This is a genomic window from uncultured Streptococcus sp., assembly GCF_915066115.1.
GTDB lineage: Bacteria > Bacillota > Bacilli > Lactobacillales > Streptococcaceae > Streptococcus.
Window position 1 is genome coordinate 1 of sequence record NZ_CAJZDT010000040.1, and the last position, 13,401, is coordinate 13,401.

Genomic DNA, 13,401 nt, shown 5'->3' on the forward strand with positions numbered 1-13,401 from the left:
AAGATAGATGAAATAATAACTAAAAAACTAGCAGACAAAAACTGCTAGTCTTTTTTTTGCTAAAAAAGGAACCAAGATGGTTCCTAAAATGATTAGTTACTTGCTCCAGATGTAGCGTCAGCGCCACTACCGTGACCTCCAGCATCACCTGCATCAGAAGCTCCAGATGTGGCATCTGCTCCGCCATGTCCTCCAGCAGGAGCTACAGCATTTCCACCAACTAGACGTTGACCAGTTGTATTGAGGTACCAGTCAAGCCATGGTTGGAAATTAAAGATAATCTCATTAATTCCAGCATATGAACCATCTGGATAGTACATTGCTTGGTAATTATGGGTATTAATAACACCTTCAGGTGTTCCTGGCACAATTGTACGGACATATTCTTGATCTCCGTTACGCAATACACCGACAACCCATTCAACGTTTTTCATTCTAGAATCTGGCAATGTACCGTGTACTGTTCCTAATCTATTTCCTGATTGAGCACGTACACGTTTACCAAACATTGTATCTGGGTCTTGGTGTGCGTTATTAAAGTACAAGAATTGATTGTTATCATCTGCAAATGTCAATTCAAATGGCATTGCCTTCAAGAACATATCAATTTGGTTAACTGTCAAGATACCGTGGTCTAATTTAACGTAAGTATCTCCAGAAACAGCTCCAACAAGTTCAGCAGCTTTTTCTACCCATTCAGGATCATCTGGATCAACACCTTGGATGGTAGTTGCAATTGAATTTGTACAATATAAATCTTCTGGCTCAATTGGTTTTGGTTTTTTCAATTTTGAAACGACTCCCACATATTTTACAAAGTTGTCCAAGCATGTTTCAAGGAAATTAACAGTTCCTTCATTTGTGATATTCCCATTAACATCAAAAGCTTCTTTAGCTTTACCGAGAAGGAATTCATTTCCTGGAAGAGTGTAAGCATTGACACCTGGAGCGTCAAGAATCTTACGAAGGTGAACTTGGGCACGTGAAGTACCTTGGTCATAGTAAGAAGCACCCACAATCATGACTGGTTTGTTTTCAAATGGATGAACTTCGTATGAAAGCCATTCAAGAACAGATTTTAGGGAAGCTGAGATTGTGTGGTTGTGCTCAGGAGTAGCGATGATAACACCATCAGCACGAGTAATTTTGTTATATAAATAACGTAATTGGAAACTTTCGTCCCATTTTTCGTCTTGGTTAAACATTGGAACTTCGTCAATTTCAAGAACTTCTAATTCAAATTTGAGTTTGAAGTGACGACGGATGAATTCCAAGAGTTTACGGTTATATGATTGATCGTAGTTTGATCCTACAAGTCCAACAAATTTCATTCTTTTTGGTCTCCTATCTTACAAATTTTCCCAGTCAAAGTCTTCAGCATCTTTGCGAAGTAATTCTTGTGCATTGCGCAATTTTTCTGTGATTTTTACAAAGATACGGTAGTCGTCAAAAGTAGCATCCAGTTTTTTGATCACATCAAGATCTACTAGGTCTCCACTTGGGTTGAAAGCTTGAAGAGAATGTGAAAGCAAGAATTCATCTGGAAGGACACTTGCTTTAATTTCTGGGGCATTCAAGATTTGGCGAAGTTGTAATTGGGCACGTGATGAACCAAGCGTACCGTAAGAAGCACCTGTAATCATGATTGGTTTGTTCAAAAGTGGATAGATACCATAAGACAACCAAGCAAGAGCGCTCATCAAAACAGCTGGGATAGAGTGGTCATACTCAGGAGTACCAATAATAACGCCATCTGCCTCTTCAATTTTAGCAGCAATTTCTAAAATTTCAGCAGGTACTTGCTTGTCAGCTGGTTTGTTGAAGACAGGAATGTCTTTAATTTCAACAAGTTCAATTTCAGCTTTTTCAGCAAAGTGTTTTTGCATGTATTGAAGCAATTGGCGGTTTGTAGAACGTTTTGAATTTGTTCCAACAATAGCAATAAGTTTTAACATGAGATTTCCTTTCTCTTTTTACATAATACAATTTTAAAACTCCATTGAAACAGTTGTTTCTATAGAGCAGGAATTCCTGAAGAACAGCTTAGGTGGCCTTCCTTATCGATGAGGATGGCTTCGATGCCCTCCAAACTTTCGACTTGCCAGAGGATAGAAGCAGGTCTTTCTCCAAAGAGTCGAGTTGTCCAGATTTCGCCATCAACTGACTTATCAGAGATGATTGTCAGACTAGCTAGTTCCGTTTCAACAGGATATCCTGTTTGGCTGTCAAAAATGTGATGGTAATCTTTTCCATCGACTGTCAGGTGACGTTCATAAATGCCTGAAGTCACGACAGATTGATTGACAACAGGGATGGTCATTAAGTGATTGCCCCGAGGATTGGCTGGGTCTTGAATCCCGATTTGCCAAGGTTGATTATCTCTTGCCTGATTTTTTCCAATGGTCAGGATATTTCCTCCTAGATTGATCAAGGCAGAAGTCACTCCCTCTTCTCTCAGAAATTGGGCAACCTTATCCGCACTATAACCCTTGGCTAAACAACCTAGGTCTATCTTCATTCCTTTCTGTTTTAGAAACACAGTAGAAGTGGAAGAATCTAACTCGATATAATGAGGATTGATTAAAGGGAGAACCTCTTCAATTTCCTGAGGTTGGGCAACTTTGGCATCTGAAAAACCGATACGCCAGGTTTGAATTAAGGGACCAATACTGATGTTGAGATGGCTAGAGGGCGCTAGGCTATGCTCTAATCCAAGTGAAATCAGTTCAAACAAATCAGGATGAACCTTGACTGGAGCTATTCCAGCTTGATAATTGATTTTCATCAACTCCGATTCTTGGCTATTTGCATTGAAACGATATTCTAACTCTTTGAGCAAATCAAAGGATTTTTGGAGCAAGATATCGGCTTGCTCATCCACTAATGAAATAGTGATAGTAGTCCCCATTAGCCGTTCAGAATGTGAACTAAGAGGCACGCTACCAACTCCTTTCTTTTATGAAAAGAAGGCTGAAATATTGTAAATTTATATTAAATTTAACCCCTTACATTTTCTTTCCATAATACTAGCATACCATAAAGTCAGCGTTTTCACAAATAAAATTTGTAAACTTGTCAAGAAATATGCTCAGAAAATAAAGAGTAATTGTAAGAAAGACTGATAAAATACAGATTATTTACATTTTTTTACAAAAAAATCGGGAAAATTAGCTAAACTCTTGTAAACGCTAACAGTAAATGTTATACTAGAGGAGTAAATTTAAAATTGAAGGTAGGAATTTTTCTATGAGTAAAATCGTTGTAGTTGGTGCTAACCACGCTGGTACAGCATGTATTAATACTATGTTGGATAATTTTGGCAATGAGAACGAAATTGTTGTATTCGACCAAAACTCTAACATCTCTTTCCTAGGATGTGGAATGGCTCTTTGGATTGGTGAACAAATTGATGGTGCTGAAGGCTTGTTCTATTCTGATAAAGAAAAATTGGAATCTAAAGGTGCTAAGGTATACATGAATTCACCAGTTCTTTCAATCGACTATGATAACAAAGTAGTTACAGCAGAAGTTGAAGGGAAAGAGCACAAAGAATCATACGATAAATTGATTTTCGCTACAGGTTCTACACCAATCTTGCCACCAATTGAAGGTGTTGAAATTGTTAAAGGAAACCGCGAATTTAAAGCAACTCTTGAAAATGTACAATTCGTTAAATTGTACCAAAACGCTGAAGAAGTGATTCACAAATTGTCTGATAAGAGTCAACACCTTGACCGTATCGCCGTTGTTGGTGGTGGTTATATCGGTGTTGAACTTGCTGAAGCCTTTGAACGTCTTGGAAAAGAAGTTATCCTTGTTGATATCGTTGATACTGTCTTGAACGGTTACTATGACAAAGACTTCACACAAATGATGGCGAAGAACTTGGAAGACCACAACATTCGCTTGGCTCTTGGTCAAACTGTTAAAGCAATCGAAGGTGATGGTAAAGTTGAACGCTTGATTACTGATAAAGAAACTTTCGATGTGGATATGGTTATCCTTGCAGTTGGTTTCCGTCCAAACACAGCCCTTGCTGATGGTAAGATTGAACTCTTCCGTAACGGTGCCTTCCTTGTAGACAAGAAACAAGAAACATCTATCCCAGGCGTTTACGCAGTAGGTGACTGTGCGACTGTTTATGACAACGCTCGTAAAGACACTAGCTACATCGCTCTTGCTTCAAATGCTGTTCGTACTGGTATCGTTGGTGCATATAACGCTTGTGGACATGAATTGGAAGGAATCGGTGTTCAAGGTTCAAATGGTATCTCAATCTACGGTCTTCACATGGTTTCAACTGGTTTGACTCTTGAAAAAGCTAAAGCTGCTGGTTACAATGCAACTGAAACAGGCTTTAACGATCTTCAAAAACCAGAATTCATGAAACATGACAACCATGAAGTTGCCATCAAGATTGTCTTTGACAAAGATAGCCGTGAAATTCTTGGTGCACAAATGGTTTCACACGATTCTGCAATCAGCATGGGAATCCACATGTTCTCACTTGCTATCCAAGAGCATGTGACAATTGATAAATTGGCATTGACAGACCTATTCTTCTTGCCACACTTCAACAAACCATACAACTACATCACAATGGCTGCCCTTACAGCTGAAAAATAAAAATGAATGAGCTATCTGGCCTTAAGTTAAGGCCAGATAGTTTTTCAACTATTCTGTACCCATACAATTACGTTTTTTTTATCTTGTACTTCATTTTAATCTGACTTAAAATGAAATAGTAGCTACCAATACAAATGATGAGGATAAAACAAATGACTGAAAATCGTTATGAATTAAATAAAAACTTGGCGCAGATGCTCAAAGGTGGGGTTATCATGGACGTTCAAAATCCTGAACAGGCTCGTATTGCAGAGGCTGCTGGTGCGGCAGCTGTTATGGCCTTGGAGCGGATTCCAGCTGATATTCGTGCAGCTGGTGGGGTTTCCCGTATGAGTGATCCAAAGATGATTAAGGAAATCCAAGAAGCGGTTAGCATTCCAGTAATGGCCAAGGTCAGAATCGGGCATTTTGTTGAGGCTCAGATTTTAGAGGCTATTGAGATTGACTATATTGATGAGAGTGAGGTTTTATCTCCAGCTGACGACCGTTTCCATGTGGACAAAAAAGAATTCCAAGTTCCTTTTGTCTGTGGAGCCAAGGATTTGGGAGAAGCCTTGCGTCGTATTGCTGAAGGAGCTTCTATGATTCGTACCAAAGGAGAACCGGGTACGGGGGATATCGTTCAAGCCGTTCGTCATATGCGTATGATGAATCAGGAAATTCGCCGCATTCAAAACCTACGTGAGGACGAACTTTATGTTGCTGCTAAGGAATTGCAAGTTCCTGTAGAATTGGTTCAATATGTTCATGAATATGGAAAATTGCCAGTTGTTAACTTCGCAGCTGGAGGTGTTGCAACGCCAGCAGATGCTGCGCTAATGATGCAATTAGGGGCAGAAGGTGTCTTTGTCGGTTCAGGTATTTTCAAGTCAGGTGATCCTGTTAAACGAGCAAGTGCCATTGTCAAAGCGGTAACCAATTTCCGTAATCCTCAAATCCTAGCTCAAATCTCTGAAGATTTAGGAGAAGCCATGGTTGGTATCAATGAAAATGAGATTCAAATTCTCATGGCAGAGCGAGGAAAATAGATGAAAATCGGAATATTGGCCTTGCAAGGGGCCTTTGCAGAACATGCAAAAGTGTTAGATCAATTAGGTGTCGAGAGTGTTGAAATCAGAAATCTAGATGATTTTCAGAAACATCGGAGTGACTTGGCGGGTTTGATATTACCTGGCGGTGAGTCTACAACCATGGGCAAGCTCTTACGAGACCAGGACATGCTGATCCCCATTCGAGAAGCCATTATATCTGGTTTACCAGCCTTTGGAACCTGTGCAGGCTTAATTTTGCTGGCTAAGGAAATCACTTCTCAGGAAGAAAGTCATCTAGGAACTATGGATATGGTTGTCGAGCGCAATGCCTATGGGCGCCAATTAGGAAGTTTCTATACGGAAGCAGAATGTAAGGGAGTCGGTCAGATTCCAATGACCTTTATCCGTGGTCCAATTATCAGCAGTGTTGGAGAGGGTGTAGAAATTCTAGCAACAGTGAACTATCAAATTGTTGCAGCCCAAGAAAAAAATATGCTGGTAACCTCTTTTCATCCTGAATTGACTGATGATGTTCGCTTGCACCAGTACTTTATTAATATGTGTAAAGAAAAAAGTTGAGATTGAATTTCTCAACTTTTTTACATGTAATAAACAATGGCGATGTATTGGAGGGCAGATGCTGCTAGGATAAAGAGATGCCAAATCATGTGGAAATAAGGTTTTTTCTTGGCATAAAATCCAGCCCCAACTGTATAAGAGAGCCCACCAGTTACCATGAGACTCCAGAAAATTGGCGTTGTTTGACTGATAATGGCTGGAATGATAGCTAGAACCAACCAGCCCATAATCAGGTAAAGAGCAAGGCTGAATTTCTCATTGACCTTTTTAGCAAAGATTTTATATAGGATGCCAAAGATAGTTGTTCCCCACTGAATGCCAATAATCAGATAGCCAAACCAGTTATTCATTAAGGTCAAGACGACTGGTGTATAAGAGCCAGCAATGGCAACATAAATCATAGAATGATCGATGATCCGCAAGACGTATTTGTGGGTTGAACCATAGGCCATAGAGTGGTAAATGGTGGATGAGAGGAACATGAGAAATAGACTAATGACGAAAATGGAAACGCCGATAGATGATAAAAATCCGTGTGCTTCATAACTATAGGTTGATGAAATAGGGAGTAAGATGAGCATGATGACTGCCCCCACAGCATGGGTCACGCTATTAGCAATCTCCTCTCCAAAACTAAGTTGTTTGCTGAGTTTAAGACTGGTATTCATTAGATTTCCTCCTCTTCAGTATGATGGATTAAGGCCAGAGTTTGATGATAGAGTTTAACCGTTTGACAGCTACTTTGAATAATAGGGTTAGCTGGGTCAATTCCTTGGTTCATATAGTCCACAAAGGCATCGTAGAGTTGTTCTGAACTGGCTTGACTTTGGAGAGAATTCAGTGTCTGAGCAATTTCTTGAATTGAAAAGACAGATTTGAGGGTAGTGATAGCAATTAAACGGGCAATCTGTTGGCGTTGGTATTTTTTCTTGTCAGGCTTTGTCAGATAACCATGTTTGACATAGTTATTGACCATAGATGCTGTTAGGGCCTTGTCTTTATCTGGAGAGACAGGAGTGCAGACTTGATTGACATAGAGTAAAACCTGATCCAGATAGAGGTCAATGTTTGGAATTTCTTCCCATTTTGGGTAGGAAAAGGCAGTTTTCATTTGCAACTCCTTTTTATCTAGTTTTAATAACTAGATTATAAAATAATAAAAACAAATAGTCAAGTTTTAACTGCTTGTGAAAAGGCTTAAATTATGCTATGATGGGAGAAACTAGTCAGAAATGAGGAGAAAAGATGAAGATTCGTTTAGCTTTTCCAAATGAAGTGGATGCCATTATGCAGGTAATTGAGGATGCTAAAAAATGTTTAGCAGATGCTGGTAGTGACCAGTGGCAAAATGGCTATCCAAATGCGGACATTATTATCGATGATATTATCTCAGGTCAAGCTTATGTTGCCTTGGAAGAGGGAGAACTGCTAGCCTATGCTGCTGTGACCAAGAGTCCAGAGGCAGCCTATGAAGCCATTTATGAAGGAAACTGGCAAGCTGGAGAGTCAGAGTACCTAGTCTTTCACCGTATTGCTGTGGCAGCAGATGTCCAGGGACAGGGAGTTGCTCAAACCTTCTTAGAGGGCTTGATTGAAGGTTTTGATTATCTTGATTTTCGTTCAGATACGCATGCTGCAAACAAGGCCATGCAACATATTTTTGAAAAACTCGGTTTTAAACAGGTCGGTAAGGTGCCAGTAGATGGGGAACGCTTGGCCTATCAAAAATTAAAGAAATAATGCAAAAGAAGTATGCAAAAAGGCTCTACATTTCGCCAATAGGAACCTTGTCCGTGGTTGCTGACGAGCAATATCTGTATGGAATTTGGGTGCAGGACCAGAAGCATTTTGAGAGGGGATTAGGAGATGAGACGATAGAAGAAGTTGTTAGTCATCCTGTTTTAGCCCCAGTTATTGCTTGCTTAGATGCTTACTTTAAAGGCAAGTCTCAGGATTTATCCAACTTACCCTTGGCTCCAATTGGAACGGATTTTGAAAAGCGAGTTTGGTCCTATTTACAAGGCATTCCTTATGGTCGGACAGTGACCTATGGACAAATAGCGCAAGACCTGCAAGTAGCTTCTGCTCAAGCAATTGGTGGAGCAGTAGGTCGCAATCCTTGGTCCATCCTTGTACCTTGTCATCGTGTACTGGGAGCAGGCAAGCGTCTGACAGGTTATGCTGCAGGAATGGAAAAGAAAGCCTGGCTCTTGGACCAAGAAGGCGCAGATTTTAAAGATATAAATAATAGAAAGTGAAACACATGTTAGAATTTATCGAATACCCAAAATGTTCAACTTGTAAAAAAGCAAAACAAGAATTAAACCAACTTGGTGTGGACTACAAAGCTGTCCATATCGTGGAAGAAACACCCAGCCAAGAAGTCATTTTAAACTGGCTAGAAACCTCAGGTTTCGAATTGAAACAATTTTTCAACACCAGTGGAATCAAATACCGTGAATTGGGACTAAAAGATAAGGTAAGAAGTCTGTCGAACCAAGAAGCAGCTGAGTTGCTCGCAAGTGACGGAATGTTGTTAAAACGACCAATTTTAGTAGAAAATGGAACTGTTAAGCAAATCGGTTATCGAAAAGCTTATGAAGAATTGGGACTGAAATAGTTTTTATCTATCTCTTTGATAGATAAAATATATAACCTCCCTGTTTCAAAGTATGATAAACTAGTAGGTAGACAAAGTCTGTATCTGACCGTAGCAAATAATTTCATTGACGGCAGAAGTATGGTAGAATGAATCATTATCAGGAGAGGATGTTTTTATGAATGTTACAACGATTTTAGCATCAGATTGGTACCAAAACTTGATGCAATTGATTCCGGATGGCAAGCTGTTTAGCCTGCGTTCGGTCTTTGATGGGATTCCAAGAATTGTCCAACAACTTCCAACAACAATTATGTTGACCATTGGTGGGGCCCTTTTTGGTTTGGTTTTGGCATTGATTTTTGCTATTGTAAAAATCAATCGTGTCAGAATTTTATATCCCTTGCAGGCCTTCTTTGTTAGTTTTTTAAAAGGAACACCTATTTTGGTTCAGCTTATGCTGACATACTACGGAATTCCTTTGGCTTTGAAAGCCCTCAATCAGCAATGGGGTACTGGTCTCAATATCAATGCGATTCCAGCTGCTGTTTTTGCGATTGTAGCCTTTGCTTTCAATGAGGCGGCTTATGCCAGTGAAACCATTCGTGCAGCCATTCTCTCAGTTAATCCTGGTGAGATTGAGGCGGCACGCAGTTTGGGTATGACCCGAGCGCAAGTTTACCGTCGTGTGATTATTCCCAATGCGGCCGTTGTGGCGACTCCAACCTTAATCAATTCCCTAATCGGCTTGACCAAGGGAACTTCTCTAGCCTTTAGTGCGGGTGTTGTGGAAGTCTTTGCCCAAGCTCAGATTTTGGGTGGTGCTGATTACCGCTATTTTGAACGCTTCATATCCGTCGCCCTTGTTTATTGGGTAGTAAATATCGGTATTGAGAGCCTCGGTCGTTTCATCGAGAGAAAAATGGCTATTTCTGCACCCGATACAGTGCAAGCAGATGTGAAAGGAGACCTTCGTTAATGATTAAGATTTCGAATTTAAGCAAATCCTTTTCAGGACAGACTGTCTTGGATCATCTGGACTTGGATATCCAAAAAGGGGAAGTCGTAGCCTTGATTGGTTCTTCAGGAGCTGGAAAATCAACCTTTTTACGCAGTCTCAATTATCTTGAAACTCCTGACAGTGGCTCTATTCAGATTGATGATTTCTCGGTTGATTTTTCTAAAATCACTCAAGAAGAAATCCTTGCCCTACGCCGTAAGTTGTCTATGGTTTTCCAACAGTTTAATTTGTTTGAACGCCGAACAGCACTTGATAATGTAAAAGAAGGCTTGGTTGTTGTCAAGAAATTGTCTGACCAAGAAGCGACTAAGATTGCCAAGGAAGAGTTGGCTAAGGTTGGGCTTTCGGACCGTGAAAACCATTACCCTCGCCATTTATCAGGTGGACAGAAGCAACGGGTTGCCTTGGCGCGTGCTCTTGCTATGAAACCAGATGTCTTGCTCTTAGACGAACCAACTTCAGCTCTTGACCCAGAATTGGTCGGTGAAGTAGAGAAGTCTATTGCAGATGCTGCTAAGTCAGGTCAGACCATGATTTTGGTCAGTCATGACATGTCCTTTGTAGCCCAAGTGGCTGATAAGATTCTCTTCCTAGATAAGGGGAAAATCATTGAGTCTGGAACACCGGATGAGATTATCCACCATCCTAAAGAAGAGCGGACAAAAGAATTCTTTGCTAGTTACAAACGGACTTATATTTGATATAATAGAAAAAGGAAAACTCAGTTAGTTGGACTAGCTGAGTTTACTCTTTAAAAAAGATAGAAACGAGAGAGATCATGCTGCTGCAACTATTTTCTTTATATTTCGAGAGTTTGATCTTGACCACCATCCTTGTCCTGATTTTTTTAGGGATTTGGATTGGACTGAGAGCCATGTCGGGAGTTGATAAGACAGCCAAGGCTCGCCAAGCCCATCTCTATGATATGATTATGATTGGAGTCTTGGTTGTTCCAGTATTATCCTTTGCGGTTATGAGTTTAATTCTTGTTTTCAAGGCATAATCCTTGCTTGATTGACAAGAAAGAGTTAGAATAAAGATAGTTACAACAAGAAAGAAGGAATCTATATGTACGATACTATTATTATCGGTGCTGGACCTGCAGGGATGACTGCAGCCTTGTATGCTGCTCGAAGCAATCTCAAAGTAGGCTTGATTGAAGGTGGTCTGCCAGGTGGTCAGATGAATAATACATCTGATATTGAAAATTACCCAGGATACGCTAATATTAGTGGGCCAGAATTGGCAGAAAAGATGTTTGAACCGCTTGAAAATCTTGGTGTTGAGCACATTTACGGCTATGTTAAAAATGTAGAAGACCATGGTGATTTTAAGAAAGTGATTACTGATGATCAAACATATGAAACACGTACAGTTATCGTAGCAACTGGCTCTAAACACCGTCCTTTGGGAGTGCCTGGAGAAGAAGAACTAAACAGTCGTGGTGTTTCTTACTGTGCGGTGTGTGATGGTGCTTTCTTCCGTGACCAAGATTTGTTGGTAGTTGGTGGTGGAGATTCAGCTGTTGAAGAAGCCATCTTCTTGACTCGTTTTGCTAAGACTGTTACTATTGTTCACCGTCGTGACCAACTTCGTGCCCAAAAGGTTTTACAAGACCGCGCCTTTGCGAATGAGAAAATCAGCTTTATCTGGGATTCTGTAGTCAAGGAAATCAAGGGTGAAAACCGAGTAGAATCTGTCGTTTTTGAAAATGTGAAAACAGGTCAAGTGACAGAACAAGCCTTCGGTGGCGTCTTTATCTATGTTGGATTGGACCCTCTCAGCGATTTTGTTAAAGAATTAAATATTCAAAATCAGGCTGGATGGATTGTAACAGATAATCACATGAAAACAGCAGTTGACGGTATCTTTGCAGTTGGAGATGTTCGCCAGAAAGACCTTCGCCAAGTAACAACAGCGGTTGGAGATGGAGCTATCGCTGGTCAAGAAGCTTACAAGTTTATCACCGAACATAGTTAATCATAAAAAGTTTCCAATCAGATGACTGGAAACTTTTTTATAGTCTATTTCGGAAAACTTCGTACATGAGAATGGCTGCAGCAACACTGGCATTGAGGCTTTGAACATGTCCATTCATGGGAATGGTAATCATTTCATCGACCTGTTTTTTGATGTTGCTAGAGATGCCTTTTCCTTCATTTCCGATGATGAGGGCGATTTTCCCTTTTGTATTCCACTTGTGGCAAGGAGTACCGTTCATATCTGTTCCAAAGGTCCAGAAACCTTCATCCTTGAGTTTGTCTAAGGTTTGACTGAGGTTGGTTACTCGGGCGATTGGAATATGCTCAATAGCACCTGTGGCCGTTTTGGCAACGACAGGAGTAACTCCGACAGCACGGTGCTTGGGAATGATGACACCTGAAACATTGGTCGCATCAGCGGTTCTTAAGATGGAACCTAAGTTGTGAGGGTCAGTTAAGCCATCCAGAATCAATAGAAGTGGATTTTCTTCTTGACGTGTTTTGGCAAGAATGTGATCTAGCTCGCTATAGGCAAATTCAGATACTCGTAGAACAAAACCTTGGTGGACAGCACCTTCAGTCATCTCAGAGAGGGATTTTTTTGAAGTCCAAGAAATGGACACCTTCTTTTCTGTAGCTAGTTCTTTGACTTTTTCAACATTCTTACCTCGGAGATCTTCTTGGAGGTAGAGTTTATTCCCAGTGTTTGCAAGGAGGGATTCGGTAACGGCGTGGACGCCATAGACAATATCATTTGTTTTCATGCCTCTATTATAACACAAAACCCCGTCTTGCAACGGGATTTTCTTTATTCAAGAATCAGTAAACCATCTTTAACTTCAAATGGGTCTTTTTCATTGATACGATCGTAAAACATGATACCGTTAATGTGGTCAATTTCATGCTGAACAACGATGGAGTTGTAACCTTTGAGCTTGATACGGTGTTTTTCTCCATCTTTGTCAAAGTAATCCACAGTAACGCGAGCATGGCGAACAACATAGCCAGGCACATTGCGGTCGACAGAGAGGCAACCTTCTCCTTCGCCAAGAGCAGCGTCTTGAACAGAGTGAGAGACGATTTTTGGATTGTACATAATAGCTTGCAAGTCGTAGGCTTCCTCTGGAGTTTCGCCTTCTTCAACAATATTTGGTACCAAAACAGCGATAATACGTTTTGAGATATCCAACTGGGGAGCAGCAAGTCCAACCCCACCGCGGAGTCCCATCTTTTCAGCCATGACAGGATCTTGGGAATGTTTCAGGAATTGCATCATCTTTTCGCCTAGGATGATTTCCTGGTCAGACAAGGGGAAAGTGACTTCCTCAGCAATTGCGCGTAGAGTAGGATTCCCTTCGCGGATAATATCGTTCATATCAATTAAGTGAGCAGCTTTTGTAATACGTTCTATTGCAGACATTTTCTCTCCTTTCATTACCTCTACATGATATCACAAAATGACAAGGAATGAAAGTATTACAGCCTTTAGGATTTATAGAAAATAGATAGAAGTTCAATTCATACTCAATGAAAATCAAAGAGCAAACTAGGAAGCTAGCCGCA

At 40.5% G+C, this 13,401-nt stretch carries 17 protein-coding genes; 10 read left to right on the forward strand and 7 right to left on the reverse strand.

Translation table 11 applies throughout. The annotated features are described in order from the left end of the window. Positions 1-92: 92 nt before the first annotated feature. From QZ565_RS04215 to QZ565_RS04225, 3 genes are read right to left on the reverse strand one after another with little or no spacing between them, the layout of a single operon-like run. Positions 93-1,331, reverse strand: a complete 1,239-nt coding sequence (locus QZ565_RS04215) for an NAD(P)H-dependent oxidoreductase (protein WP_295526050.1) — start codon at positions 1,329-1,331, stop codon at positions 93-95. A gap of 18 nt (positions 1,332-1,349) precedes the next feature. Beyond that, complete coding sequence (locus QZ565_RS04220; RefSeq protein WP_060805371.1) at positions 1,350-1,955, reverse strand: NADPH-dependent FMN reductase; 606 nt, start codon at positions 1,953-1,955, stop codon at positions 1,350-1,352. A 59-nt stretch (positions 1,956-2,014) separates the two neighbouring features. After that, positions 2,015-2,938: an FAD:protein FMN transferase gene (locus QZ565_RS04225; RefSeq protein ID WP_295526057.1), complete on the reverse strand. Its 924-nt coding sequence runs from the start codon at positions 2,936-2,938 to the stop codon at positions 2,015-2,017. 308 nt (positions 2,939-3,246) lie between these two features. Between QZ565_RS04225 and nox the strand changes: the two genes are divergently transcribed. The 3 genes from nox to pdxT all read left to right on the forward strand — a co-directional run bounded on the left by nox (position 3,247) and on the right by pdxT (position 6,236). After that, positions 3,247-4,626: a H2O-forming NADH oxidase gene (gene nox / locus QZ565_RS04230; protein WP_295526060.1), complete on the forward strand. Its 1,380-nt coding sequence runs from the start codon at positions 3,247-3,249 to the stop codon at positions 4,624-4,626. A gap of 152 nt (positions 4,627-4,778) precedes the next feature. Then, positions 4,779-5,654, forward strand: a complete 876-nt coding sequence (gene pdxS / locus QZ565_RS04235) for a pyridoxal 5'-phosphate synthase lyase subunit PdxS (RefSeq protein ID WP_295526063.1) — start codon at positions 4,779-4,781, stop codon at positions 5,652-5,654. Then, positions 5,655-6,236, forward strand: coding sequence for a pyridoxal 5'-phosphate synthase glutaminase subunit PdxT (gene pdxT / locus QZ565_RS04240; RefSeq protein WP_295526066.1), 582 nt, complete (start codon positions 5,655-5,657; stop codon positions 6,234-6,236). It begins immediately after the preceding gene. A 20-nt stretch (positions 6,237-6,256) separates the two neighbouring features. On the opposite strand, the gene QZ565_RS04245 is transcribed toward pdxT, so the two are convergent. Both QZ565_RS04245 and QZ565_RS04250 read right to left on the reverse strand, forming a co-directional pair. Further along, complete coding sequence (locus QZ565_RS04245) at positions 6,257-6,904, reverse strand: hemolysin III family protein (protein ID WP_004256871.1); 648 nt, start codon at positions 6,902-6,904, stop codon at positions 6,257-6,259. Then, a complete protein-coding gene (locus tag QZ565_RS04250; RefSeq protein WP_295526069.1) occupies positions 6,904-7,347 on the reverse strand; it encodes a DUF1836 domain-containing protein in 444 nt (147 codons plus the stop codon). Before QZ565_RS04250 ends, QZ565_RS04245 begins: the two co-directional genes overlap by 1 nt. Before the next feature lie 134 nt (positions 7,348-7,481). On the opposite strand from QZ565_RS04250, the gene QZ565_RS04255 reads away from it, so the two are divergent. From QZ565_RS04255 to trxB, 7 genes are all read left to right on the forward strand, one after another. After that, complete coding sequence (locus QZ565_RS04255; RefSeq protein WP_295526072.1) at positions 7,482-7,976, forward strand: GNAT family N-acetyltransferase; 495 nt, start codon at positions 7,482-7,484, stop codon at positions 7,974-7,976. Beyond that, positions 7,976-8,494 (forward strand): methylated-DNA--[protein]-cysteine S-methyltransferase, encoded by a 519-nt coding sequence (locus tag QZ565_RS04260; RefSeq protein WP_295526075.1) that lies wholly within the window; start codon positions 7,976-7,978, stop codon positions 8,492-8,494. The genes QZ565_RS04255 and QZ565_RS04260 overlap by 1 nt, the downstream gene beginning before the upstream one ends. Before the next feature lie 5 nt (positions 8,495-8,499). Continuing rightward, positions 8,500-8,856, forward strand: a complete 357-nt coding sequence (locus tag QZ565_RS04265) for an arsenate reductase family protein (RefSeq protein WP_295526078.1) — start codon at positions 8,500-8,502, stop codon at positions 8,854-8,856. 157 nt (positions 8,857-9,013) lie between these two features. Beyond that, positions 9,014-9,814 carry an amino acid ABC transporter permease gene (locus QZ565_RS04270; protein WP_295526080.1) on the forward strand — a complete coding sequence of 267 codons (801 nt, stop codon included), beginning with the start codon at positions 9,014-9,016 and terminating at the stop codon, positions 9,812-9,814. Continuing rightward, positions 9,814-10,557: an amino acid ABC transporter ATP-binding protein gene (locus QZ565_RS04275; protein ID WP_000590965.1), complete on the forward strand. Its 744-nt coding sequence runs from the start codon at positions 9,814-9,816 to the stop codon at positions 10,555-10,557. The genes QZ565_RS04270 and QZ565_RS04275 overlap by 1 nt, the downstream gene beginning before the upstream one ends. A gap of 77 nt (positions 10,558-10,634) precedes the next feature. Beyond that, positions 10,635-10,859 carry a DUF4059 family protein gene (locus QZ565_RS04280; protein ID WP_000926599.1) on the forward strand — a complete coding sequence of 75 codons (225 nt, stop codon included), beginning with the start codon at positions 10,635-10,637 and terminating at the stop codon, positions 10,857-10,859. 65 nt (positions 10,860-10,924) lie between these two features. Beyond that, on the forward strand, positions 10,925-11,836 hold the full coding sequence (gene trxB / locus QZ565_RS04285; RefSeq protein ID WP_295526083.1) for a thioredoxin-disulfide reductase: 912 nt from the start codon (positions 10,925-10,927) through the stop codon (positions 11,834-11,836). A 37-nt stretch (positions 11,837-11,873) separates the two neighbouring features. On the opposite strand, the gene rlmB is transcribed toward trxB, so the two are convergent. Both rlmB and def read right to left on the reverse strand, forming a co-directional pair. Next, positions 11,874-12,602, reverse strand: coding sequence for a 23S rRNA (guanosine(2251)-2'-O)-methyltransferase RlmB (rlmB, locus tag QZ565_RS04290; protein WP_295526086.1), 729 nt, complete (start codon positions 12,600-12,602; stop codon positions 11,874-11,876). 44 nt (positions 12,603-12,646) lie between these two features. Next, a complete protein-coding gene (gene def, locus QZ565_RS04295; RefSeq protein ID WP_295526090.1) occupies positions 12,647-13,258 on the reverse strand; it encodes a peptide deformylase in 612 nt (203 codons plus the stop codon). Between the last annotated feature and the right edge of the window lie 143 nt (positions 13,259-13,401).

Bases quoted from the DNA above. Each gene is read 5' to 3' on its own strand.
- QZ565_RS04265 (WP_295526078.1), top strand. From the start codon at position 8,500: ATGTTAGAATTTATCGAATACCCAAAATGTTCAACTTGTAAAAAAGCA.
- QZ565_RS04280 (WP_000926599.1), top strand. From the start codon at position 10,635: ATGCTGCTGCAACTATTTTCTTTATATTTCGAGAGTTTGATCTTGACC.
- nox (WP_295526060.1), top strand. From the start codon at position 3,247: ATGAGTAAAATCGTTGTAGTTGGTGCTAACCACGCTGGTACAGCATGT.
- pdxT (WP_295526066.1), top strand. From the start codon at position 5,655: ATGAAAATCGGAATATTGGCCTTGCAAGGGGCCTTTGCAGAACATGCA.
- QZ565_RS04270 (WP_295526080.1), top strand. From the start codon at position 9,014: ATGAATGTTACAACGATTTTAGCATCAGATTGGTACCAAAACTTGATG.
- QZ565_RS04250 (WP_295526069.1), bottom strand. From the start codon at position 7,347: ATGAAAACTGCCTTTTCCTACCCAAAATGGGAAGAAATTCCAAACATT.
- rlmB (WP_295526086.1), bottom strand. From the start codon at position 12,602: ATGAAAACAAATGATATTGTCTATGGCGTCCACGCCGTTACCGAATCC.
- QZ565_RS04215 (WP_295526050.1), bottom strand. From the start codon at position 1,331: ATGAAATTTGTTGGACTTGTAGGATCAAACTACGATCAATCATATAAC.
- def (WP_295526090.1), bottom strand. From the start codon at position 13,258: ATGTCTGCAATAGAACGTATTACAAAAGCTGCTCACTTAATTGATATG.
- QZ565_RS04220 (WP_060805371.1), bottom strand. From the start codon at position 1,955: ATGTTAAAACTTATTGCTATTGTTGGAACAAATTCAAAACGTTCTACA.
- trxB (WP_295526083.1), top strand. From the start codon at position 10,925: ATGTACGATACTATTATTATCGGTGCTGGACCTGCAGGGATGACTGCA.
- QZ565_RS04255 (WP_295526072.1), top strand. From the start codon at position 7,482: ATGAAGATTCGTTTAGCTTTTCCAAATGAAGTGGATGCCATTATGCAG.
- QZ565_RS04260 (WP_295526075.1), top strand. From the start codon at position 7,976: ATGCAAAAGAAGTATGCAAAAAGGCTCTACATTTCGCCAATAGGAACC.
- pdxS (WP_295526063.1), top strand. From the start codon at position 4,779: ATGACTGAAAATCGTTATGAATTAAATAAAAACTTGGCGCAGATGCTC.
- QZ565_RS04275 (WP_000590965.1), top strand. From the start codon at position 9,814: ATGATTAAGATTTCGAATTTAAGCAAATCCTTTTCAGGACAGACTGTC.
- QZ565_RS04245 (WP_004256871.1), bottom strand. From the start codon at position 6,904: ATGAATACCAGTCTTAAACTCAGCAAACAACTTAGTTTTGGAGAGGAG.